General features: G+C 33.9%; 27 protein-coding genes and 1 tRNA gene. 7 read left to right on the top strand and 21 right to left on the bottom strand.

All coding sequences use genetic code 11. The annotated features are described in order from the left end of the window. Positions 1 to 4 precede the first annotated feature (4 nt). The 3 genes from I7822_RS11805 to I7822_RS11795 all read right to left on the bottom strand — a co-directional run bounded on the left by I7822_RS11805 (position 5) and on the right by I7822_RS11795 (position 3,633). Positions 5 to 1,828, bottom strand: coding sequence for a polysaccharide biosynthesis protein (locus I7822_RS11805; RefSeq protein ID WP_207978312.1), 1,824 nt, complete (start codon positions 1,826 to 1,828; stop codon positions 5 to 7). 406 nt (positions 1,829 to 2,234) lie between these two features. Further along, positions 2,235 to 2,903: a CpsD/CapB family tyrosine-protein kinase gene (locus I7822_RS11800; RefSeq protein ID WP_243459425.1), complete on the bottom strand. Its 669-nt coding sequence runs from the start codon at positions 2,901 to 2,903 to the stop codon at positions 2,235 to 2,237. Next, a complete protein-coding gene (locus I7822_RS11795) occupies positions 2,893 to 3,633 on the bottom strand; it encodes a YveK family protein (protein WP_207978311.1) in 741 nt (246 codons plus the stop codon). Before I7822_RS11795 ends, I7822_RS11800 begins: the two co-directional genes overlap by 11 nt. A gap of 565 nt (positions 3,634 to 4,198) precedes the next feature. On the opposite strand from I7822_RS11795, the gene I7822_RS11790 reads away from it, so the two are divergent. Together I7822_RS11790 and I7822_RS11785 are read left to right on the top strand one after the other, a co-directional pair. Then, a complete protein-coding gene (locus I7822_RS11790; protein WP_207978309.1) occupies positions 4,199 to 4,582 on the top strand; it encodes a helix-turn-helix domain-containing protein in 384 nt (127 codons plus the stop codon). Then, positions 4,575 to 4,712, top strand: coding sequence for an anti-repressor SinI family protein (locus I7822_RS11785; RefSeq protein WP_207978307.1), 138 nt, complete (start codon positions 4,575 to 4,577; stop codon positions 4,710 to 4,712). Before I7822_RS11790 ends, I7822_RS11785 begins: the two co-directional genes overlap by 8 nt. Before the next feature lie 35 nt (positions 4,713 to 4,747). Here I7822_RS11785 and I7822_RS11780 read toward each other — a convergent pair whose 3' ends face one another. Both I7822_RS11780 and I7822_RS11775 read right to left on the bottom strand, forming a co-directional pair. Further along, positions 4,748 to 5,341, bottom strand: coding sequence for a YgaN family protein (locus I7822_RS11780; RefSeq protein ID WP_207978305.1), 594 nt, complete (start codon positions 5,339 to 5,341; stop codon positions 4,748 to 4,750). Then, positions 5,338 to 5,574 (bottom strand): YxzE family protein, encoded by a 237-nt coding sequence (locus tag I7822_RS11775; RefSeq protein ID WP_207978303.1) that lies wholly within the window; start codon positions 5,572 to 5,574, stop codon positions 5,338 to 5,340. The genes I7822_RS11780 and I7822_RS11775 overlap by 4 nt, the downstream gene beginning before the upstream one ends. 175 nt (positions 5,575 to 5,749) lie before the next feature. Between I7822_RS11775 and I7822_RS29915 the strand changes: the two genes are divergently transcribed. Continuing rightward, positions 5,750 to 6,064, top strand: a complete 315-nt coding sequence (locus I7822_RS29915; RefSeq protein ID WP_207978301.1) for a DUF3889 domain-containing protein — start codon at positions 5,750 to 5,752, stop codon at positions 6,062 to 6,064. Between the two features lie 208 nt (positions 6,065 to 6,272). On the opposite strand, the gene I7822_RS11765 is transcribed toward I7822_RS29915, so the two are convergent. Genes I7822_RS11765 through comGA form a run of 9 tightly spaced genes read right to left on the bottom strand, consistent with a single transcriptional unit; the run spans position 6,273 to position 11,018 of the window. After that, positions 6,273 to 6,464 carry a YqzE family protein gene (locus tag I7822_RS11765; RefSeq protein WP_207978299.1) on the bottom strand — a complete coding sequence of 64 codons (192 nt, stop codon included), beginning with the start codon at positions 6,462 to 6,464 and terminating at the stop codon, positions 6,273 to 6,275. 54 nt (positions 6,465 to 6,518) lie between these two features. Beyond that, the gene (locus I7822_RS11760; protein WP_207978297.1) at positions 6,519 to 7,013 is read right to left on the bottom strand and encodes a shikimate kinase; all 495 of its coding nucleotides are present in this window, start codon (positions 7,011 to 7,013) and stop codon (positions 6,519 to 6,521) included. Positions 7,014 to 7,056: 43 nt separating this feature from the next. Continuing rightward, positions 7,057 to 7,437, bottom strand: a complete 381-nt coding sequence (comGG, locus tag I7822_RS11755) for a competence type IV pilus minor pilin ComGG (RefSeq protein WP_207978295.1) — start codon at positions 7,435 to 7,437, stop codon at positions 7,057 to 7,059. Then, a complete protein-coding gene (gene comGF / locus I7822_RS11750; RefSeq protein WP_279381951.1) occupies positions 7,434 to 7,970 on the bottom strand; it encodes a competence type IV pilus minor pilin ComGF in 537 nt (178 codons plus the stop codon). The genes comGG and comGF overlap by 4 nt, the downstream gene beginning before the upstream one ends. Further along, positions 7,861 to 8,187, bottom strand: a complete 327-nt coding sequence (gene comGE / locus I7822_RS11745; protein ID WP_207978291.1) for a competence type IV pilus minor pilin ComGE — start codon at positions 8,185 to 8,187, stop codon at positions 7,861 to 7,863. Before comGE ends, comGF begins: the two co-directional genes overlap by 110 nt. Beyond that, complete coding sequence (gene comGD, locus I7822_RS11740) at positions 8,174 to 8,611, bottom strand: competence type IV pilus minor pilin ComGD (RefSeq protein WP_207978289.1); 438 nt, start codon at positions 8,609 to 8,611, stop codon at positions 8,174 to 8,176. Before comGD ends, comGE begins: the two co-directional genes overlap by 14 nt. Next, entirely contained in the window at positions 8,601 to 8,915 is a 315-nt protein-coding gene (comGC, locus tag I7822_RS11735; protein WP_207978459.1) for a competence type IV pilus major pilin ComGC, read from the bottom strand. Before comGC ends, comGD begins: the two co-directional genes overlap by 11 nt. Positions 8,916 to 8,926: 11 nt before the next feature. After that, positions 8,927 to 9,961 carry a competence type IV pilus assembly protein ComGB gene (gene comGB, locus I7822_RS11730; RefSeq protein WP_207978287.1) on the bottom strand — a complete coding sequence of 345 codons (1,035 nt, stop codon included), beginning with the start codon at positions 9,959 to 9,961 and terminating at the stop codon, positions 8,927 to 8,929. Beyond that, positions 9,951 to 11,018 carry a competence type IV pilus ATPase ComGA gene (comGA, locus tag I7822_RS11725; RefSeq protein ID WP_207978285.1) on the bottom strand — a complete coding sequence of 356 codons (1,068 nt, stop codon included), beginning with the start codon at positions 11,016 to 11,018 and terminating at the stop codon, positions 9,951 to 9,953. Before comGA ends, comGB begins: the two co-directional genes overlap by 11 nt. Before the next feature lie 267 nt (positions 11,019 to 11,285). Between comGA and I7822_RS11720 the strand changes: the two genes are divergently transcribed. After that, positions 11,286 to 11,356: transfer RNA gene (locus tag I7822_RS11720), tRNA-Gln, on the top strand. Positions 11,357 to 11,664: 308 nt separating this feature from the next. Continuing rightward, entirely contained in the window at positions 11,665 to 11,913 is a 249-nt protein-coding gene (locus I7822_RS11715; RefSeq protein ID WP_066334907.1) for a DUF2626 domain-containing protein, read from the top strand. Positions 11,914 to 12,080: 167 nt separating this feature from the next. On the opposite strand, the gene I7822_RS11710 is transcribed toward I7822_RS11715, so the two are convergent. Then, a complete protein-coding gene (locus I7822_RS11710) occupies positions 12,081 to 12,713 on the bottom strand; it encodes an MBL fold metallo-hydrolase (protein WP_207978283.1) in 633 nt (210 codons plus the stop codon). Positions 12,714 to 13,005: 292 nt separating this feature from the next. Here I7822_RS11710 and I7822_RS11705 point away from each other — a divergent pair, with 292 nt between their 5' ends. After that, positions 13,006 to 13,179, top strand: a complete 174-nt coding sequence (locus I7822_RS11705; protein WP_207978281.1) for a DUF2759 domain-containing protein — start codon at positions 13,006 to 13,008, stop codon at positions 13,177 to 13,179. Between the two features lie 99 nt (positions 13,180 to 13,278). Here I7822_RS11705 and I7822_RS11700 read toward each other — a convergent pair whose 3' ends face one another. The 6 genes from I7822_RS11700 to I7822_RS11675 form a co-directional block, all read right to left on the bottom strand. Continuing rightward, positions 13,279 to 13,596, bottom strand: coding sequence for an MTH1187 family thiamine-binding protein (locus I7822_RS11700; protein ID WP_207978279.1), 318 nt, complete (start codon positions 13,594 to 13,596; stop codon positions 13,279 to 13,281). A 16-nt stretch (positions 13,597 to 13,612) separates the two neighbouring features. Then, positions 13,613 to 14,728, bottom strand: coding sequence for a YqgU-like beta propeller domain-containing protein (locus I7822_RS11695; protein ID WP_207978277.1), 1,116 nt, complete (start codon positions 14,726 to 14,728; stop codon positions 13,613 to 13,615). Between the two features lie 194 nt (positions 14,729 to 14,922). Then, entirely contained in the window at positions 14,923 to 16,050 is a 1,128-nt protein-coding gene (locus tag I7822_RS11690) for a M14 family metallopeptidase (protein ID WP_243459432.1), read from the bottom strand. Between the two features lie 167 nt (positions 16,051 to 16,217). After that, positions 16,218 to 18,122, bottom strand: a complete 1,905-nt coding sequence (locus I7822_RS11685; RefSeq protein WP_207978273.1) for an LTA synthase family protein — start codon at positions 18,120 to 18,122, stop codon at positions 16,218 to 16,220. Between the two features lie 571 nt (positions 18,123 to 18,693). Continuing rightward, positions 18,694 to 19,662 (bottom strand): ROK family glucokinase, encoded by a 969-nt coding sequence (locus tag I7822_RS11680; RefSeq protein WP_207978271.1) that lies wholly within the window; start codon positions 19,660 to 19,662, stop codon positions 18,694 to 18,696. 123 nt (positions 19,663 to 19,785) lie between these two features. Beyond that, positions 19,786 to 19,989 (bottom strand): YqgQ family protein, encoded by a 204-nt coding sequence (locus tag I7822_RS11675; RefSeq protein WP_207978265.1) that lies wholly within the window; start codon positions 19,987 to 19,989, stop codon positions 19,786 to 19,788. A gap of 386 nt (positions 19,990 to 20,375) precedes the next feature. Between I7822_RS11675 and I7822_RS11670 the strand changes: the two genes are divergently transcribed. Continuing rightward, positions 20,376 to 21,806 carry a carbon starvation CstA family protein gene (locus I7822_RS11670; protein ID WP_207978263.1) on the top strand — a complete coding sequence of 477 codons (1,431 nt, stop codon included), beginning with the start codon at positions 20,376 to 20,378 and terminating at the stop codon, positions 21,804 to 21,806. Positions 21,807 to 21,814: the final 8 nt, after the last annotated feature.

Below are 21,814 nucleotides of genomic sequence, written 5' to 3'. Positions count from 1 at the left end.
TCTATTAAACTGAGACTAATTTTTTCTGATATGGTACTCGTTCATTAGCTAGATCTAGTAATGTTTTTCTTAAATGATCTCGTTCTAGCGTTTTAAAGTTTTTAATAATATATTCAATTTCTTCTATATATAAATTAGATGTTTTACCAATATAGATTTTTGGATAGATTTGTTCATCATGAACCTCTTCTTTCTTTAAAAGCTCTTCGAAAAGCTTTTCACCTGGTCTTATTCCAGAGAATTCTATCCCAATTTCATCAATGTTATTTCCTGATAGTTTAATCAGATTTTTAGCAAGGTCGACGATTTTAACTGGGTCGCCCATATCAAGAACAAAAATTTCTCCACCCTTTGCTAAAGCTCCAGCTTGAATAACTAGTCTTGAAGCTTCTGGGATTGTCATAAAGTACCGAACCATATCTGGATGTGTTACTGTGACTGGACCGCCATTTTGAATTTGTCTTTTAAATAATGGAATGACACTTCCTCTACTTCCTAGTACATTTCCAAAACGAACAGCGACAAATCTTGTTGCACTCATTTGATCAAAGTGCTGAATAAGCATTTCAGCCAATCTCTTTGTCGAGCCCATGACACTTGTAGGATTTACGGCTTTATCGGTTGAGATCATTACGAATGTTTCGACACCATGAATACTCGAGGCCTGTGCAATATTTTTTGTTCCAATCATATTGTTTTTTACTGCTTCTTCTGGGCTTCGCTCCATAAGTGGAACATGTTTATGTGCTGCTGCATGATACACAACATTTGGCTGATAGATCGTCATTACATTCAACAGTTTGTCATAATCCTGTAAATCAGCAATTTCAGTTATGATATCGATATCAGAATCCTTAATTGATTCCTTCATTTCCATTTCAATCGAATAAATACTGTTTTCTCCATGTCCTAGCAACACCAGTGTTTTTGGGTTGAATTTTGAGATTTGCCTGCAAATTTCTGACCCGATTGAACCACCTGCTCCTGTAACAAGAACAACTTTGTCTGTGACATACTCACAAATACTCGTCATATCAAGCTCGATTGCTTCTCGCCCGAGTAGATCTTCAACTTGAACATCTCGAAATTGATTGACTGAGATTTTTCCAGTCATTAGATCCTCAAGCATAGGAATCATTTGTGTTTTTGCAGATGTTTTTGCACATTCTTTAAAGATTTGATTTAGCTGTTTCTTACTTAAGGAAGGAATTGCAATAACAATGTTTGCGATATTTAGCTTTTTGGTTAGCTGTTCAATTTGCTGTACACCGCCCATAACTGGTATCCCAAGAATATCTAACTTCTGTTTGTTCACATTATCATCAATAAATGCGATAGGTAGTAATTCACCATCATGATTATTTATTAGCTGTCTTGCTACCATCGTTCCAGCTGAACCTGCTCCTACAATAAGAGTTCGTTTCTTATTTAATGGTTGTTTTAAATACGTATCTCGATAGATTCTCCAAAAGAAACGTGAGCCGCCAATAAGTAATAAATGTATCATCCACGTAATGGCCAGAATTCTGTAATCAACCTGGTTTTGTACAAGTTGCTGAACGACCCCAGTTAAAATAATGGTGTAAGTTATAACTTTAAAAATACTTATCAATTCACCAATGCTGGCATATTCCCAAGCTTTTTTATATAGCTTATAAATTAATGAAAATAGATGATGACCAAGTAATAAGGTGATAGAAATAATAAACATTGGCATTGTTAAACTTTGAAGATTTGGATTTATTAACTTTTGGCTAAAATAAATCGTTGATAAAACAATTCCTGAATCTAATATAATTAATAACCAGAATCGACTATGATAGGACACTCTTTTTCACTCCTTTCTAGTTTTGTGACGTTTTCTTTAGCATGACCATTCGTTTTTCAATGGCGTAATCTAATACTTTTTTTAAATTGCTCAAGCTGATCAATAGATGCATCTTGTTTTATGTAACGCACGAGCTTTTTCATAACCTTTGGAAATTGATCAAACTCCTTCATGGTTTCAGCTCCTCCTATTAAAATGATTACTTATAAATCTCACAATCGAGATATATAAGTAATTATTTTAATAATGTGGGCATTTAACCCGCCCTCACACCATACTCTTGACGACTAAGCGTCTAAGGTATCTTTCAACCCACAGCACGGCCGAGTACCTCCATTGATAAAGGCTAGGAGATATCACCTATAAAGCACAATACATTCTTAATAAAGAACAAAATATTGAAAATTTATTCTCGTTCGTTTAAGATAACTCCTAACACTTTTGCTCTAACTAAATGTAACAACCTATTTGCTTCAGCTGCCTTCTCTCGATCTGATTTACCACTATTAAGAACTAAAACAACTCCATCACATTGGCCAGCTAATAATTTCGTATCTGTTGTTTCAAGGACTGGTGGACAATCAAAAATAATAACATCAAATTCTTCTTTTATGTCCTTTATGAAAAAGCTCATTGCCTTTGATCCAATTAACTCTGTTGGATTAGGAGGAATTATGCCACTTGTTAATACTTCTAATCTACCAATTTGAGTTTGGAATGTTGCTTCTTCTAATGATACTCGACCCATTAACACATCTGTTAAACCATGGGAATCCTTTAAGTTAAACGATGTATGAAGAGTGGGTCTACGTAAATTTGCATCAATTAGCAATACCCTTTCACCTTGCTGAGAAATTGATATCGCCAAATTAATAGCTGAAGTTGTTTTTCCTTCTCCTGATGATGGTGAGGTAATAATTAATGTTTTATGCTTCTGATCGATTGATGAAAATTGAATATTGGTTCTTATAGTCCGAAATTGTTCAGCTATTTGCGAACTAGGATTTGTGTAGGAGACAAAATGGCGTTTTGTCATTTCCTTAATAGACTTTTTTTTATTCAGATTAAGAACCAAGTGTCTCACTCCTATATTCGAATCTTGTTAGCTTTTTTTTCTTCTTTTGCATATTTTTCTTTTTCATTTTAGATACTGAACCTAACACCGGGATTCCTAGCAATTCCTCAACCTCATATTCTTTTCTCACACTATTATTTAACGAATCTAGTAAAAATGCTAAACCAATACCGATGACGATGCCACCAATAAATGAGATGATAATTGTTTTGTTTTGATCTTGATTAATTGGTATCGGTACTTCCTTTGCTTCGGAAAGTAGTTTTACTTCTTTAAAATCCATAATTGTCGGAATTTCTTCTTTGTACGTTTCAGCAACCGAATTGGCAAGAATCGCTGCTTGCTTTGAATTTGAATCGGTAACAGTAATTGTAACAACTTGTGAATTTTCGATACTTCCTACACTTATTTTGCTACTTAATGCTTCAGCTGGATATGGTAGGTCCAACTTTTTTACAACCTTTTCCAAAACTGTTGTATCTTGAATTATGACCTTTAGCGTAGTAATTAACGTGCTATCTGCCCCAATAATGATTCGTGAAGTTGCTTGGTACATAGGTGTGTAGGTAGACTTTGAATAATAAGCTCCTGCAGCAGTTGTGAGAATTGTTAGAAGAACGATGATCCAGATATATCGTTTTAATACTTGAAAAACCTCTTTTAGGTTGATTTCCTTTGCTTGCTTATTTTCATTTACATGCTTATTCTCAAGCTCATTAAAGCCAGACATATCAACATTCACCTTCTTATTTAAGATTTTATTCTTAATTAAGAACAAAAAACATTACTTAATATACAAGTTTTTAAATTCACAAAACGAATTGAATTGCTTCCTGCTCTATAAACTAGGATAGTTCACTATAAAGAACAAGTCAATGTTTTTTCAAAAATATTTATCATTTTTACATAAAATCAACAAATGATGTCTATTAAGAATTATTCATTCATAAAATACTAAAACCTGATATTTCCCTCTTTCTATCAATATTATTGCTCAATCATCTTATTTTAACAGACTACTGATTATGACAATAAATCATTAAAAAAAGTGTTCTTTAAAAAGTTCCATAACTGATAGTAACCTAAAATAACCACTATCAATATATGCCAATTATCCTATTTTCAAAAACTCTCATATTCCGCTATTTTTTCATTAAAAAGAACAGTTATCCTGATTTTCCTCTTATTCTCTTTCATTTTCATACAATTACGTTACTTTATTAAGAACAAATTGTTTCATATAATGAATGGTGCAAGACTATATTCTGGTAATTGAGGATAAGGAGAACATCTACATGGTTGGAGAACGTTTAAAGGAGTTGAGGCAGGAGAAGGGATATTCGATTAGTGAATTAGCTGAGTTAGCAGGAGTTTCGAAATCTTACTTAAGCTACATTGAACGAGATGTGCAGAAAAATCCCTCGCTTCAATTTTTAAGAAAGATTGCTTCAACTCTTGAGATAGATGTTGAAGTTTTATTAGGTCCTTCTTCTTCTGAAATTAAATCAAGAGAGTTTGTTTTTGATGACGAATGGAGTCGTTTGTTAAACAAAGCGATTGAGGAAGGCATGAGCAAGAATGATTTCAAGGAATTCCGTGATTACTTGAAGTTTCGAAAGTGGAAGGAAACCAAAAAGCAAACAACAAACCTTATCCAGGAGGACAAGCTACATGAATAAAGTGAAGGAAACAATTCAATTTAACCAGTTAGATCAAGAATGGATTGAATTAATGATGGAAGCAAAGAAGCTAGGATTGTCCTTTGATGAAATTAAACAGTTTCTTCACCATGGTAAGGATTGGAAGTAGCAAAAAGGCCGTCATCTGACGTCCTTCTTGCTGTTCTATTCCTTTGAAACAGACACTTTGTAAACAAACACATCTTGATACAAATCAATTATTTCTTGGAATCTAGGATCATTCTCTTTTAATGTTCCGCTCATCAGTTCATTACCATTATCTTCAATTACCAAACCAATGATAATTTCCTCATTCAAAGTAAATGTGATTTCTTCTTCAAGCTTTTTGAAAAGTGAAGAGGCATTTACTTCTTCAGATTCACCATATGACACCATTGAGTTAAACCCATTTTCATAAAGTACTATAGTTTTAAAGGTAAAACCTTTGTCTGTTTTTTCTCTTGTTATAACAATTGTCTCCAAATTATTTTCTTCTAGGATAGAATCTGCCATCTCTACAACATTTTCTTGTTTTACACCATCGTGATAATGTTCGACGATGATATTTAATAAATGCTCATTTGGAATTGATTTTACATCATAACCTAAAACTTCTTGACCCATTAAGCCCTCAAGCAATATCGTTTCTCTCTTTGAAAAATCTGTTGGGGAAATTTTCATTTTATTTAATGAAGTAATTTCTTCAGATGAACACGCTGTTAGAAATAGAATTGATACAATGATAAGAAACTTCCTCAATCTCCCCCACCACCGCCTCCACCATCTCCACCTGAATCGCCACCAAATGAATCATTCGAATCATGATGGTCCTGATCATGCTTGTGATCTGAATCACCGATCATATACGGTGGAACGAAGGTAGAGTCCTGCTTTCTTGATTTTACGTTTTTCCTCCCCTTCGTACTTACTACTATGCCAATTACAATAAAAAATAGTGTAATAAAAAAGATCGTAGAAATGAATGTAGCCATACTAATTCCCCCTTAAAAATTTCTATTGGTATAATATTATGATATCATCCAAACCTTAAACATGCCTGTACTTATTATTGAATTTACCGCTTTTCTTATCTGCATAACACCTGCAAGGGAATGTATAGTTTTCATGATTATGGAAATAAATACATAACAAGGATGGTGTTTTTAGGTGAAAAAATGGATATTTCTTCTTACAATACTATACGGATTAACAGCTACACAGGTTTCATTTTCACCTGAAGTTCATGCTGTTTCCCAAAAAACATGGGAGGATGTCGCTGTCAATGAAACGAAAAAACGATATCCATTATCACAAGTATTGTTTTCACAGAAGATTTGGGACAAAGCAAAGAAGGATATAACGGTAAAACAATATCGCTTAACTTTAAGAGAAGGTATGGATGATTTTGCGGTTTACACAACTATAACCTTTGATTCTTCTACTGGTGAAATAAAAAAGATCCAGGTTATACCTGAGGCATAAGTGAAACGAAGGGCTGACTTTTTAGTTGATACACATTAAGTGTAAAATTTAAAAGTCAGCCTTTTTCTATAGCTTCATATTCTGAGAATAAAAATAACAAATCATTTGAATAATGGAAAAAGTAACAGATTAATTTTATTTTGGGGTAATTTAGCGCAAAAAAAAACAGTACAATCTCCAATTAAGAAATTGTACTGTTCCCAAAAACTTATTTTTTCCGCTTTTTCATAATAAGCTTAAGCGAAAAGGGAATCACTCCAAGCCACCTATTGCTATAAAATGTTGAAGATGTTTCAACATTCTTTCGTTCTTCTCTTTGCTGTTTGCGTGCTTCCTTTGGTGTGTCCATATACTTTACGATTTGTTGGGTTACATATTTAACATAATCATTTGTTGACAAGGTAAAAACACCTCTAACCTTTTGTTCTCACCTCTATTTATTACCATAAGTTAGTTATTTTAATCGGAAAATAATTTCATTCACAATTTCGTCAATATCTTTATTCGATGTACCCACTGTAAATGAACAATCCTGGTAAAAAGCTACACGAGAATGATATAAAGCATGAAGTTCATCTTTTGTTTTCTTACTTGCTAAAGGACGATTTGTATCTGAGTGTACACGGTCATATATAATGTCAACGTCTGCATGCAATAAGATAATTTGTCCATTCTTTTTCATCAAAGCACGATTTTCATCTTTTATTACGATACCACCACCTGTTGTGATGATTACATCCTCAGTTGGAAGTTCTTTGAGGATGTCTGTTTCCGCATCACGAAAAAAGCTCTCTCCGTGCAGGTCAAATATCTCCTTTATGGTCATGTTTAGCTTTTTTACAATTTGTTGGTCTGAATCTAGTACAGGTAGATTTAGTTTCTCTGCTAGTAGTTCACCTACTGTTGTTTTCCCCGCTCCCATAAATCCGGTTAAATAGATAGCCTTCAAAATAAATATCCTCCACGTTTTTCTTTATACAATAACACAATTGCTAATATTCAGACCATACAATCATTTCTTTTTTTATAAGATCATATTGATAGCTTGCTGTATATTGTTTGTTTTTAGTTGATATACATGAAATTTGTGCTTCATAAATACTAGGTGTGATTTCGTTGATTAAATATGTGAAGGTGCCATTTATTGTGTTTGTTTTAGTAACTTCATTTATTTTCGCTGTACCGTTTTTGATTTCAAATAATGATTGGTCTACCGCAAGCTGCATTAAGTTATCAAGTAGATAATATTGTTCTGTTTCGGAATAGAATTGCTTTTCACTTATAAGTGAAATCGAGATGTGCGCGACAATCAACAAGCAAAATAGGACAATAACCATGGTTGTTGGAAAAATAAATCCTTTTTCGTTTCTCATGAACTTGACCTTTCTTTATAAGTACGGAAAGTATGACGATAGTTCTTCCCCGCTATACTTTCTACAAATAGTTGAACTCCTGAGAGATCCTGTAGGAATTCGACACTTTTCACTTTCAGTAAAAAGATTTCATGTCCTGTTCCATCAACTTGTCTACGAATTAAGTTCTGATATTGACTTATTCTGACGAATTGTCCTTGTTTATTAATAAAGGTTATCTCTGATTTATTAGCGGTAATAGTACTTGCTTCCTTCAAATCTTTATGTAATTGAATGACAAATAGTTCCCATTCATAAGGCTTTAAATCATCCGGATGTTGGGAGTGTGATAGTAAAAAGTGGAGAATGATTGTCAGAGTAGAAACGATAATCGAGTAGATAAAGAAGGAAAGAAGCAGATTCAAAAAGGTATAACCACGTTCGTTATGATATAAGAAAGCAAACTGATTTCGTTTTTTTGAACGAATTCGTCCAATACAAGCAAGCTCTTTTATACTTTTCTTCCTCCTCCCATGATAGGTTGTATTGTACATCTTCCTGAACAAACTCTTCATTTACCATTGGAGCATTATTAAATGCCACCTCTTGCGTTTTTTGATGAAGAATTTTATATGCCTTTAAGGATTCCTGTGTATTCATCCTTTCTTGTGTTAAAAGGACTAGTTGTGGAATGAGGATCGTGACAATTAAACTCCACATACTAAATGCAGCAATCGTTTCTGCAAAGGAAAATCCTTTACAATTTTTCAATTTTCATCCTCCCTTTTCCAAGATAAAAAATGACTTTATAGCTGCTACCATTATATGAGATGAGCATTGTTCCACTTTTTTGTATAGATCCATTGCTATTAAAGGTTACTCGATTCTTTAAAGTAACACCTTCTATTTGGATTTTATGCTGATAGTTACTACTTAACAAGGTTTCAGCTGAATAACCTGTTACGATCTTATATTGATTTCTCTCAACTGTAAATAATATATAAACAGGTTCGTCATTTACTAAGGCATATTGCTGAGCATACATTATATCTTTTTCAAATTGCTCCAAAAAGGTTTCGATCACTTTTTCATGATAAATTGGCACAATATTTACTATGAGCACAAAGCTCATAATGCTAACGATCGAAAGCACGAGGAGTGATTCTACAAGCGTAAATCCATTTTTATGGAGCATCTGGCGCTGTTCCACCCTCAGATACCTCACCAGTTGCAGATATTACTACACTATTCCCATTCGGACATACTGGTGTATCCCGTAAGTAATCTTCAGCAATTAGATCATCGACACTTGGTGTTTTTGTGTTTTCGATCTCATATGCTGTTGCCTGTGCTTGGACCATATTAATTAAACCATCACAGCCCTTTTCTTGAATGCTTGAATTATGCTTTGTCACATTAGGTATTGTGATTAATAAGAGTACAGAAATAACTAATAAAACAATTAGCATTTCAATTAGGGTAAAACCTTTTTGATTTATCATTTTTCCTCCTAAATATTTTCCATCATTTTGTACATTGGTAATAGCATGGATAAATATACAAATAAAACGACAATCCCGACAAATGCATAAATAGTCGGTTGAATAATTGTCATAGCTTTTACGACTTTTTGTTCAAGTTTTTCTATAACAAATTGACTGTACATATATAGCTCCCTTGCAAGCTGTCCATTAGCCTGTCCGTGTAAGATAACAAGGGCAAGCTCCTTCTCATAAAAGCCTCGATTTTCAATAATTTGATTAAGTTTTGCACCTGATTTTAACCGTTCAATTAAATGGCTAGCTTCAATTCGATAAAAGGGTAAAATAGTTTGATTTTCAAATATTTTTAAGCTTTCAAAGGTCGACATCCCTCCTCTCAAAAGATTGCTGAGCTGTAGAGCAAAGAAATAGCTATGAAACATAATAAAGGTATTTTTCACAATTGGGATTTTGATTAAGGTTTTCATTTGCTCGTCGATTGTTTTCTTCTTATAGATGAGTAAATAATAGTGAAGAATTGCAATCGCCAAAGTTAGTCCACCAAACCCAGTCCACTTTAATGCTGAGAAAACAAACAATAGAAATACCGAAAAGAAGGATGCTTCTATATTCATTGAATCGTAAAGCTGCTGAAATTGTGGCGTAATAACGGATTGAACGATTGATAGGATTATAATAACTGTTATGATCAGAAAGAGTGGATAACGAAGTATCTTAGACAGTTTTTCTATGTGTGTCATTTTTTTATTGAGAATTTCACTACTTTCTCTTAAAGCAAATTCCATATCACCATGCTGCTCGGCAAAATAAAGATAACTTATTACGTCACGATGAAAATGTAAATTTGTTAAAGCTTTTCGAAATGAATGTCCTGAAGAAAGCTGCTCTAAACAAGCTAATAAGTCACCTTGTTTGCTCCCATTTTCATTTACGTATAGGAAATTCAATGCCTCATTCAAGGTATAACCCTTTTCAAGCATACTACTTAATCTTTTTAAGAGAATTGCCTGATCCTTTAAGCTCCATTTTTGGTTAATCTTCATATCGAAACACCCAGCGGTCATATGAATTAGGATATAGGTATCCAAGTGCAATGCCTTTTTTGATCACATCCTTTAACATTGGATAAGAATATGCTGAAGCTTCTCCTTTTGCTTCCTTTACTACGGCTGTTAGGTTTTTACCATAAAGCAATTCATAAACACTTAAACGTCTTTTTTTCCTTAATTTCTTACAAAAAGGAGAACATTCCCCTTCACAAAATGGGCACTTAAGCTGTACTAGGCGCTGAGCTGAAACTGCGATCAATGTTTGTTCTATTTCAGATAGACTTACATCGAATTCAAGTAGCCTGTATATCGCACCCTTTGCATCCCTTGTATGCATTGTAGAGAGTACTAAATGACCTGTAAGACTAGCTCTAATCGCAATCTGGGCTGTTTCGCGATCCCGAATTTCACCAACCATTATTATATCTGGGTCGTGTCTTAAAATTGCCTTTAGGCCTGCAGCGTAGGTAATTCCAGCTTTTTCATTAACTTGAACTTGCAGTACTTCTTCACTTTTTGTTTCAACTGGGTCTTCCAGCGTAATAATATTTCGGTTAAAATGACGCTTTGCATAGTGGATAAGTGAATATAAAGTGGTTGTCTTACCTGAGCCGGTTGGACCAGTGAAAATCATTAATCCGTGTGAATGGTTTAAAATTGAGAGCAATTTGTTTGTTGTAGCAGGGAATAAAGATAATTGTGTAATTGGTGGAATTTTCTCTTGAGGTAATATTCGGATAACAAGGCTTTCTTCATGAATGGTAGGTAGTGTTGATAACCTGAGATGCACATTAATATTTGTTGTTGAGATAGATAGTGCTCCGTTTTGTGGCCGTCTTCTTTCGCCAATATCCATTGAAGCAAGAAATTTCAAATGAGAAATAATTCGCTCACAGATCTCTTTTTTCATTGAGTGTTTCTCTATTAAGTCGTCATCTACCCTAAAATGAATCAACGTTTCCTGTTCTTTCGGGACAATGTGTATATCTGAAGCACGTAATGCACAAGCTTCTTCTATTAGTCGTTCACTCAGCTGTTCAATAGTTTGCATTTCTTCTTCCCCTTTCCTTACTTCTTCTCATGTAAGATCATTGTATAAAATGTTTAGCTGAAAATCACATTAGGAAAATGTAATTTTGTTCTTTAAGTTATTCAATTTTCTTTAACAAATTTTTAAAATTGCACAAGAAAATTAGATGAATTTTGTTTTGAAAAGGAAAAATTCGTACATAATACTAAATGTTGTTACAGATCATTTGATTTGCTTTGATATACATAAGACGCGTTTCAAACATGGTGATTGCATGTAACTTATCAATGGGCTATAGCCAAGCGGTAAGGCAACGGACTTTGACTCCGTCATGCGTTGGTTCGAATCAGCTAGCCCAGCTATTAAAGAGTCATCTGTCATTTCTGCAGATGACTTTTTTCATTAGTTGCTATCCACCTAAAATTAAATATTTCTTTACAAGAGGATTTTCTTTATTACTTTGTCGCAGGTATAGTGTAAACGCTATTTACAAGTATGTAAAAGGTACATTATAATAATTAGAGTGATGGACTTGTATACACGAGTATGATTTGTCAAAAGCTATCATTATGGAGATGTAATTTGTAAATCACATCATTTTGATTTTGAACCTGTATGACAGGGCATTAATACTGCTTGTGGCAAAGCCAACAAAGGAGGGATACATATGGATCGTATGTTTCGAGTATTAGGTTTCTGGACAGGAATCTTCGCTGTTATGTTTTATCTTGGTGACATGAAGACTACTTCCTTACTATTTTTCGGGCAAACTGGGTTTTTCGTCTTTTTATCTTACTTAAAATTATCCGAGCGCATGTACATTTATATCTTTGGTGCTTACTTAACGGTTTTCTTTGTCGGATTTACGTATTGGACAACATTTATGATGATTCCTGGTCAAAGCGTTGGACACTAATTACTAAAAAACAGGTAGCCCCTTTTCGGGACTACCTGTTTTTTCTTGCAAAAGATGATTGAAACTACACTAAACGATGTTCAAGCAATTTTATAACTTTCTTAGTTTTCATTGTAAGCGAAGGATTGTAAAAATACTCTATTCCCTTAGTTATATGTATTTTCTAATCAAAACCCATTCAAAAACGGATTTCTCTCCATTTCCAATTCAATAGTCGTTTCAGGACCATGACCTGACAATACAAGGGTGTCCTCAGGAAGTGTAAGCAGTTTATCATGAATGCTTTTAATTAATTGGTCATGATTCCCTCCAGGTAAATCTGTTCTACCTATGCTTCCTGCAAATAAGGCGTCTCCAGAAAAGACAATTCCTGCTTCAGCAGCGTAAAACGAGATACTGCCTGGTGAATGACCAGGTGTTTCATATACCTGCAATGAAAAATTCCCAATTGTTAGTGTACCTTCACTTTTAATTAATTCATCAGCTGCAGATACTTTTACAGCTCCTGCCATAAAAAATTGCGAGCCATTTAATGAAGGCTCAGTTAACCAATCCCTTTCATTTTTATGTACATATACAGGTACCTTCCACTGATTACGAATATCATCGACCGCCCCTATATGATCAAAGTGAGCGTGTGTTAGTAAAATAGCTACTGGCTTTAGGTGTTGCTGCTGCAAGATGTTTGTCAGCTTGTTCGCATCTCCACCTGGGTCGATTACTAAGCACTCTTTCTCTTCATTCGAGTAAATATAACAATTTGTTTGAAGAGGTCCTAATGGTAATTGTCTCCACTTCATTTACATACCTCCAAGTTATTCAGTTACTTTTATTTTACACTATTCTTTTGTTCTACGATATCTTGATATCCATGATTGAACTTTATTCAAAATGGTCATGCTAAAATCAAATTGATTAGTAAAGTACTGTGAATTTTCCATAATTAATTACGTCTTGTCTTGCACTAAATGGAAAATAAACTCGACAAACGTCTTGAAACCGATTAAAATATTAGAAGGACTTGTTTGTATCTTGTATATTTACTAAGCGATACAATGAAAATGATCTACATAGAGTAAGGGGGCTTTTTTAATGGGCTTAGTTATTATTTTCGGACTTGTTACCATTCTTGCAATTTTTGGCTTTATTCGTTCACTTAAAGAAAAAAACCTTCTTGGTGCATTCTTTGCGTTTGGTACTTTAGCTGTATTTGGATGGTTTGCAGTCATGACTATCTTAAATCACGGTTTCCCAACTGCACACTAAAGTATAATGTAAACAACCCCTTAGCATACTGGCTAAGGGGTTTTAAGTCCTATAAAAAAGATTTAGGGGCATCTATTCAATCCCTAAATCTTTTTTATATTAATCTTTAGTTATATGTTTCTGTACACTTTCAAGCTTACCTATCATAGTTGTTTTTTTATCGCGTCGATCGTCTATACGGATATTCGTAGCCACTCTTTGTATTCCTTTATTGAAAGGTGCTTCATGGATCGCAGTTATTACCTCAAATAGAGTAGGTAGTTCCCCTTCAATGATTGTGTTCATAGGTGTTAACTGAAACTTAATTTTACCTTCATTTTCAAATGATTTTAATATTTGCTGAATGTCTGCTACATACTCGCTAACACTTGGATTATTTGTCCCTATTGGGATAACTGTTACATCTACTATTGCCACCTTAAATACTTCCCTTCTAATTCAATTTAACAAGTTCTTTAATTGCTTTATCTCCTAAATGAATGATATGTTCATATCTAGCACCATATAAAGCGTAATCCCCGTTTGGTGAAAGCTTAAACGGTAAATTTTCAGTAGTATCAATTATCGTTTGCTTTTCTTCTGTTTCAAGATTAAAAGAGATTAGAGAAAAAGATGTTTTTGCTTCATTTGCTTCAAACATATAAAATATATTTTTCTTGCTATCCATATCATGATACGGAATAGACCATTCTGAATATAACGCAACTAAGCTTGTAGGCATTTCTGTTAGTTTGTTTTTACTTTTCAAATCATAAAACCGTACGACAGCTGTACCATTTTCATCTACTAGCTCAAATGTAGACATTACCTTATTAAAATTTGTGTTTGACACTACTCCATTTGCCAGCTCTTTTTCCTCTTGGTTTTCAATATTGTAAATATACAGAGGAGCAGTTATTGATGGAGCATCTTGATCCCACTTCAAATAAGATATTTCTTCATCGTTAAGCCATTGGATAAACGGAAAATCAACCGGATTCTTAGTGATATCATTCTCCTTAACATTTAGCATATATGTTTGAAATGTCCAATCTTCACTAAAGCTAGATATAAAAAGCTGATTGTGGTTAACTTGATTCCATGTGTATTGTAGCTCGTATGATTCTATCTTTGTACTGAATTTTACCTTTCCATCAGTATCCAAAATAATCAATTCTGCCTCATAGCTTGTGGGACTAGTATGTACAAAGAAAAGGGAATGATTAGCATTTGCTTCAAATTGTACAATCGGTGCTTGTGACACAAAAAACAAGGAGGACTCTCCTGTGAATAAGTTATATGTATGTATATCAGAACCATCTACATCATTGGTGATATAAAGTAGAGTTTCATCATCTTTCCAATCAGCAACAGAATGAAATAAACTTTCATTTATTTCTAGCGGGATTTTCGCTTCTGTTTCAAAAGATTGACTTACTGACCTTTCTTCAGGTTGGAGTTCCCTCATTGATGAAAGCTCTTTATTTTGGTCTGGTTGATGAGATGGATTACAGCCTGCACCAAGAAGTAGGCTTAACATAAGTAATGATATAATTTTAGTAAATCTCATCAACTCTTTTTTCACCTCGTCTCTAAATGTACTATTTTATTTATATAAAATCTATTCGTATCATGTGAAAAAATACTCTCTATTAATCATACGTTTTTTAGAAGATTTTGTTTCACTTTTCACGAGAATTTTCATAATAAAATCAATTTCGAAAAGGTATTGGCTAATTCCAACACCTTTATTTGATTTTGACGTTACATATATAAGGCAGCTAAAAAGATACCTTTACTTTTCCGATAGATCTCATCAAATTGTGAAAATGGTAATGGATTTTGCCCAAACCCTAATTCAACTGTATATCCTGGCTTTCTCCAGTCATTTACATACCAATCACGGAAACCTGCATGGCTATCAATATCTCGAACAGCCTTATATCCACTTAACCGCTCAAATTCATTCACAATTCGCCCTGCCTCTTCAGGCTCCTTTCTAAGGTAGCCCCAATATATTTCCTCACCCTGTGTATGAAAAGCAAGCACACGGTCAAAATCACGTCTTTTAACAAGATCAGCAAGTGCAATTGCTTCAGGTTCTGTTAAAGGTGCATCTCCAGGATAATCACGAGGCGATGGTGATTTTGGAACTTTACGTTCTTTTTCTATTTCCCAATTAACAGGATACTGATTATTAAGATCAATACCCCTGATATTCGCCTTCCATTGAGAAAAATCAAGACTGTCTTCATTCATTTGGAAAAGAGAAGCTTCATATACCGAGTGATTTGGTACGCCATTTAGTACAAGATCGACACCATCAGGGTTTACCATGGGGACAAATGAAAGTGTCGTATCTTTATACAAAGATAAACAATCATGCCCTTCAAATTGATCACTTTTCACTAACGCTCCCAAGTAATCTGAAAGCCAGTGCATCATAATGCTCGTTGTGATCCATTCATTTGCATGGAAGGAACCATTCATATGGACTTTCTTATGTCCCTTGCCTAGTGTTAATTCAATGATAGGACTACCTAGAACACTATGCCCAATAATCTCTTTTTTTACAAATGGATACATTGTAAGTAAAAGATCGATGTCTTTATATAATCTCCCTGAATCATAGGGCTTCTTTGTATTAAGAATTGTATCACGTTGAATGTTTTCATGCACCCTTGGTAATGAATTGTTCATAAGTTCTACAAATTCACTGTTTTCAAGCACTAAATCACAATAATTCGGAATGTTTAGCTGAGTATTCGCTTCAATAAAATCTTTTTCAAACTTTTTATTTACATTGCTATCAATTATTAATTCCTTATTAATTTCTAAATGATTTGCAAGCAGATTCAATGAAATTTCTTTCTTTGTACGAATGATCGTCATCATATTATCCTCCTCAAGCCCATTTATTACTAGCTTATGTAGAAGGAATTAGATTGTTGATATGAAACGAAGATTCATTTAATTGTCTGGAATCAAAAAAAAACTGACTCGGAAAGACATTCCCCTGAGGTGGGGAATGGTCCTTTTCTCGAGTCAGCTTTATTTAGCTAATTTTTTTCAGTTGTTGTATTTTCTGAATCTGCATCTACAGCTTCTGTTTCTTCACCATAGAAACGAAGAAGATCACCATAAATTATTTCATCTGAGTAGTTAAGCTCTTGCTTAGCTTTCTCCATATATGGCTCACATATAGCTTGATCTGCTTCTTCACCTGTAGCCTTGTCATAACAAACACCACGAGTGTAGACGTTATTTTCAGTTATAAAGCTTCCGTCCCTTAATACTGTAAATGAAAGCTTTTCATTAGAGAATACATCTGTACCAAACTGAATTTGTTCACTAGTATCAATTCCAAGCAGGCTCATAATTGTTGGTCTGATATCAACTTGACCAGCAACTTTTGAGAAAGTTTGTGGCTCTTTATCAGTGACACCTGGAATATGAACAATAAATGGTACTCGTTGTAATTGAATTGTTTCAAAAGGGGTGATTTCTTTACCCAAGAATTTCTCCATTGCTACATTATGGTTCTCAGAAATTCCATAGTGATCACCATATAAGATGATGATTGAGTTTTCGTATACATCTGTCTCTTTCAACTTTTCAAAGAAATGTTTAATGGATTCGTCCATATAACGTACAGTTGGAATATATTGATTTAATGTTTTACTGTTTGAATCAAATTCATCAATTAATTTGTCCTCTTCACCTAATTCAAATGGGAAGTGGTTTGTTAATGTAATAAGTCTTGTATAGAAAGGTTGTGGAAGATTATCTATATGCTGTACAGATTGATCCATAAAATCTTTATCTTTTAATCCCCAACCAATTGAGTTCTCTTCAGTTACTTCATAATCATTCACATCAAAGAATCGATCGTAACCCAATGTATTATACATAATGTCACGGTTCCAGAAGCTTTTATTATTGGCATGGAAGATTGTTGAATAGTATCCATAATCTTTTAAAAGCTCAGGAGTTGCAGTGTATTCATTACTACTGTTTGTGAAATATACAGCTCCACGACCTAATGGATACAACGAGTTATCCACGATAAACTCTGAGTCAGATGTTTTACCTTGACCAGTTTGATGATAAAAGTTTTCAAAATAATAACTTTCATTAATCAAGTCATTTAAAAACGGAGTGATTTCTTCCCCATTTAATTTTTCGTTAATAACAAAGCTTTGCAATGATTCTAACGAAAGTAAAATGACGTTTCGTCCTTCAGCAATTCCATTTAAGTCTTTTGAAGGCTCCTTACGGTTTGCATTCACATAGTTTTCAATTTCAGTTAGGCTATTGCTATCTGCTAAAGCACGTTGAGCAGATGTTTTCGATTGTAAAAATGCATCATAAATATGAAAGTTATATACACTAATATTCTTTACTAGCATTTCACGGTCAAATGAACGTGTTAATAATTGTGGACGCTCCGTTTCCGCAAGCCCTAAGTTAAAGAAAAATACAGCTGCAACTAATAAGAAATATGCCGATCTTTCTTTGCGTGTTAATTGTGAAGAAGATTTAAAGGTTGGCTTTTTTAATAACCAAAATAATATAGCAATGTCAACAAACATCAATAAATCCGTCGGTAAAAATAAACCGCTAATGCTGCTTCCTAAATCTCCCATATTGCTTGTCTGAAATAAAACAGGAATTGTTAAGAAATCGTTAAAGAAACGATAGAAAACCATATTCGCTAATAAAAGGACTGTTACAAATATACTAGCGCCAAAAATATAGCGGTTTCTATTCTTTTCTTTCATAAATAACCCAATTCCAAAAATTAGCAGCAAGAAACTTAATGGGTTAATGAATAAGATAACTTCTTGAGTGAAGTTTTCAATTTTGATATCAAAGCTAGTTTTATAGACAATGTATGTTTTTATCCACATAAATAACGTTGCTAAAAGTAAAAATGAGATTTTCGAAAAAGATTTCTTACGCATACATTTACCTCCTCATCCCTTGGGACAATCGCGCTTTTTATATCTCTAATGTTTTCCATTTATTAGGTTGAAAATGAAACAGCTAAATCATATCTTAATACTTCTTTTACAAAAAATCAATCCTTTTTAATATTGTACTAACAATAGCCTGATAGAATTATAATGTTTAGCTTATTCTTTTTACCCTATTATTAGACGTATGAAACCATAAAAAGTTTCGTTTATATTAAAGTTTAAAATCCCTTTCGATTTTAAGCAATATACAAGCGTCTTGTTCAGCAAAGTAATAGGCAGAAGATGTTCATTTTGCAATGAACAATCGACTCGATAACATTTAATTACTGCATAAATTGGTTTATGTTAATTATTACTCGTAGTCTCGATGTATCATCCAAAGACTCATCCTTTATCAAATAAAAAAGAGCACTCTATATTAGAGGCTCCTCCTTATTATCCCAGATTTTAAATTGTTTATTTAAAAAGTTTTTTGTTTTTAAACTCCTTGAAGCATTTTAAGCTAAACCTGGAGTAAAAGATGTGTGAAAATCTACAAACGATGCGAAAGCAGTCATTATCTATTAGGTAGCTTAGTTTTCGCTAACCATGCTCCACCAATTACACCTGCATCATTCCCAAGTGTTGCCACTGTAATTGTAGCAGCATCACCTACCCTTGGAAATGCAAAGCGTTTAAAATAGTGTTCTACTTTCTTTAATAATCGGTCTCCAGCCTTAGAAACTCCACCGCCGATTACAATCTTTTCTGGATTTAATCCATTTGATACGTTGGCAAGTGTTAAACCTAGGTGGAAAGTAATATAATCAATGATTTCCTCAGCAATGACATCACCTTGGTCAGCTGCATCAAAAACATCTTTTGAAGTTAATTCTTTATCATTTTTTATAAATTGATGTAGGATACTCTCCTGATTAGATGAAGCAAGCTTCTCTTTAGCAACTCTTACAATCCCTGTAGCAGATGCGATCGTTTCAATACAGCCTGTTTTCCCACAATTACATGGAGCCCCACCTTCAGGAACTACAGTAATATGACCAATTTCACCACCTGCGCCGTTAACACCATGAACAACCTCACCGTTTGAGATAAGTCCACCACCAACACCTGTTCCCAGAGTGACACAAATTAAGTCTTTCGCACCATCTCCTGCGCCCTTCCACATCTCACCAATTGCAGCTATATTTGCATCATTATCAATAACAGCTTGCAAACCAGTTTCCATTTCTAGATGGTCTCTTAGCGGGTAATTTTTCCACCCTAAGTTTACAGTTTCATAAATGAGACCACTAGCTAAGTCTACTGGTCCTGGGGCACCCATTCCTATCCCTGCAAGTTTTGATTTAGGATATCCTAGCTCATCAAGCTTTGCATCAATTGCTTTAGCGATATCAGTTGTAATTTGATTTCCAGATTTGTCTGTTGGGATTTCCCACTTTTCAACAATTTCACCGTAGTAGTTAATAAATGCCATTTTAATTGTTGTTCCACCTAAATCAATACCAACTAACCATTGTTCTTTCATAAAATCACCTTTTTCTACTATTATATATGTATTTAGTAACCGTTTTCATCCAGGCGTTTTTTACCTGTTTCCCTGACCTTCGATTTAGGTAAACCCAAACAACTTTGGCCATATGATTACGAATTACTGATTTTTGCCTTTTAGTCTCTGTACCTCTTGTCTTAACAGAAGAATTGCCATTTGGTAGTCTTTTGGTTCTATTAGATTTGATTGATACAAGTGTTTTATCTCATCTTCCATTAATTCTAAATCTGCTATACGGTCCCCGATATAAATGATCGTTCCATATCGTTTAAGAAGCTGTTGCACATCATAAATTGTTTTCAAATTGATCACCTACTTACGTTTGTCCATTTCTTCATTCAGTAGCTATTATAAAATTTTTGCAAACATCTCGGACCTATTTAATATGGGTCTACTATAAAGTATAAAGGAATTGATCTTAGCGTCAAGAAAACGTTTTAACATTTTATTATTTTTATAAAAATACTTTTCTATTATTTTAAATATTATATTTTAGAATACCAATCATGAAATGAATCAGAATTCTCACACCGATATTACTTCTATTATAACCAATATAAATCATGAATTATGTAAATCTACCTCCGAATTATCAGAATAATTTATTTTTTCTAAAAAATATATTGAATTTTATAATATAGAGGTTTAAAATGATGATACTTTATTAAAGAGATTTGGGGGAGCAGGAAATGGCAACTTTTATTGTATCAGTCGTTTTATTAATTGTAGGTTATTTTGTATATTCAAGAGTAGTAGAGAGAATTTTCGGTATTAATGATCAACGTGTTACTCCTGCTTACACTAAAAATGATGGTTTAGACTTTATGCCGATGGGGTGGCTTAAGGCTACTCTCATTCAATTATTAAATATCGCTGGGTTAGGTCCCATTTTCGGTGCGATTATGGGCGCACTTTATGGACCTGTAGCATTTATTTGGATTGTTATTGGGTGCTTGTTCGCAGGTGCTGTACATGATTATTTCTCTGGTATGCTTTCTCTAAAACACGGCGGAGAACAATTCCCAACACTTGTTGGGCGCTATTTAGGTAAATCTGTTAAAACGATTATCAATCTTGTTTCGATTGTTTTAATGATTCTTGTTGCTGCAGCATTTACAGCTGGACCTGCACAATTAGTTGAACAGCTAACACCATTAAGTTATTCAGCATCATTACTTCTTATTTTTGTTTATTTTGTTTTGGCTGCAGTTTTACCAATAAACAAATTAATCGGAAAAATTTATCCAGTATTTGGGGTTATCTTAATTATTATGGCTGTATCCATTGGATTTGCATTATTCTTTATGGATTACTCGGTACCAAATTTAACGTTTAAAAATTTACATCCAGGTGAAATTCCAATTTGGCCATTATTAATGGTAACCATCTCATGTGGAGCTATTTCTGGTTTTCATAGTACCCAAAGCCCGATTTTATCTAGAACCTTGAAAAAAGAAAGTGATGGTCGCAGAGTATTTTTTGGAGCGATGGTTTCTGAAGGAATTATTGCATTAATTTGGGCTGCAGCAGGTATGACATTCTTTGGAGGACCAGATGGTTTGCAAGGCGCTTTAGCAGAAGGTGGAACTGCTGGTGTCGTGAACGAAATTAGTAAATCTACTCTAGGACAATTTGGCGGCATCTTAGCAATTCTAGGAGTTATCATCCTCCCTATAACTACTGGTGATACAGCGCTTAGATCTTCGAGAATGATGTTAGTCGAATTATTTAGCAAATTTGGAAATTTTGATTCCAAGATAAAAACGGTTTTAATGACAATTCCTGTGGTAATCCCTACCTATTTATTAACCCAAATGGATTACACATTCCTTTGGCGTTATGTTGGTTGGACAAATCAGGTTGTTGCAACCGTGATGCTTTGGACAGCAGCAATGTTTTTACTACAAAATCAGAAATTCCATTGGATTGCAAGCATTCCTGCGTTATTTATGACAGCTGTAACTGGCTCATATATTTTCTATGCTCCAGAAGGATTTCAACTATCATATCAAACATCGATGATATGTGGCTCAGTTGTATTTGTATCAGTGTTCGTGTGGTTCCTAGTACAACTTAAAAAATACAAATATAAAGAAGTTGCTATTAAGAAAGTTGCATGATGAGTGGA

This window comes from Metabacillus bambusae (assembly GCF_017497975.1).
In the GTDB taxonomy this organism is placed as follows: Bacteria; Bacillota; Bacilli; order Bacillales; family Bacillaceae; genus Metabacillus; species Metabacillus bambusae.
The sequence above is the reverse complement of the archived record's forward strand: the minus strand, read 5'-3'. Positions and strand labels throughout refer to the sequence as shown.

Excerpts from the sequence above, each read along its gene's own strand:
- I7822_RS11785 (WP_207978307.1), top strand. The coding sequence starts at position 4,575 with ATGAATAAAGTGAAGGAAACAATTCAATTTAACCAGTTAGATCAAGAA.
- I7822_RS11690 (WP_243459432.1), bottom strand. The coding sequence starts at position 16,050 with ATGACGATCATTCGTACAAAGAAAGAAATTTCATTGAATCTGCTTGCA.
- comGA (WP_207978285.1), bottom strand. The coding sequence starts at position 11,018 with ATGCAAACTATTGAACAGCTGAGTGAACGACTAATAGAAGAAGCTTGT.
- comGD (WP_207978289.1), bottom strand. The coding sequence starts at position 8,611 with ATGCTCCATAAAAATGGATTTACGCTTGTAGAATCACTCCTCGTGCTT.
- I7822_RS11705 (WP_207978281.1), top strand. The coding sequence starts at position 13,006 with ATGGGCTTAGTTATTATTTTCGGACTTGTTACCATTCTTGCAATTTTT.
- comGG (WP_207978295.1), bottom strand. The coding sequence starts at position 7,437 with ATGAGAAACGAAAAAGGATTTATTTTTCCAACAACCATGGTTATTGTC.
- I7822_RS11775 (WP_207978303.1), bottom strand. The coding sequence starts at position 5,574 with ATGGCTACATTCATTTCTACGATCTTTTTTATTACACTATTTTTTATT.
- I7822_RS11670 (WP_207978263.1), top strand. The coding sequence starts at position 20,376 with ATGGCAACTTTTATTGTATCAGTCGTTTTATTAATTGTAGGTTATTTT.
- I7822_RS11695 (WP_207978277.1), bottom strand. The coding sequence starts at position 14,728 with ATGAGATTTACTAAAATTATATCATTACTTATGTTAAGCCTACTTCTT.
- I7822_RS11715 (WP_066334907.1), top strand. The coding sequence starts at position 11,665 with ATGGATCGTATGTTTCGAGTATTAGGTTTCTGGACAGGAATCTTCGCT.
- comGB (WP_207978287.1), bottom strand. The coding sequence starts at position 9,961 with ATGAAGATTAACCAAAAATGGAGCTTAAAGGATCAGGCAATTCTCTTA.
- I7822_RS11795 (WP_207978311.1), bottom strand. The coding sequence starts at position 3,633 with ATGTCTGGCTTTAATGAGCTTGAGAATAAGCATGTAAATGAAAATAAG.
- I7822_RS11685 (WP_207978273.1), bottom strand. The coding sequence starts at position 18,122 with ATGCGTAAGAAATCTTTTTCGAAAATCTCATTTTTACTTTTAGCAACG.
- I7822_RS11790 (WP_207978309.1), top strand. The coding sequence starts at position 4,199 with ATGGTTGGAGAACGTTTAAAGGAGTTGAGGCAGGAGAAGGGATATTCG.
- I7822_RS11680 (WP_207978271.1), bottom strand. The coding sequence starts at position 19,662 with ATGAAAGAACAATGGTTAGTTGGTATTGATTTAGGTGGAACAACAATT.
- I7822_RS11710 (WP_207978283.1), bottom strand. The coding sequence starts at position 12,713 with ATGAAGTGGAGACAATTACCATTAGGACCTCTTCAAACAAATTGTTAT.
- comGF (WP_279381951.1), bottom strand. The coding sequence starts at position 7,970 with ATGTACAATACAACCTATCATGGGAGGAGGAAGAAAAGTATAAAAGAG.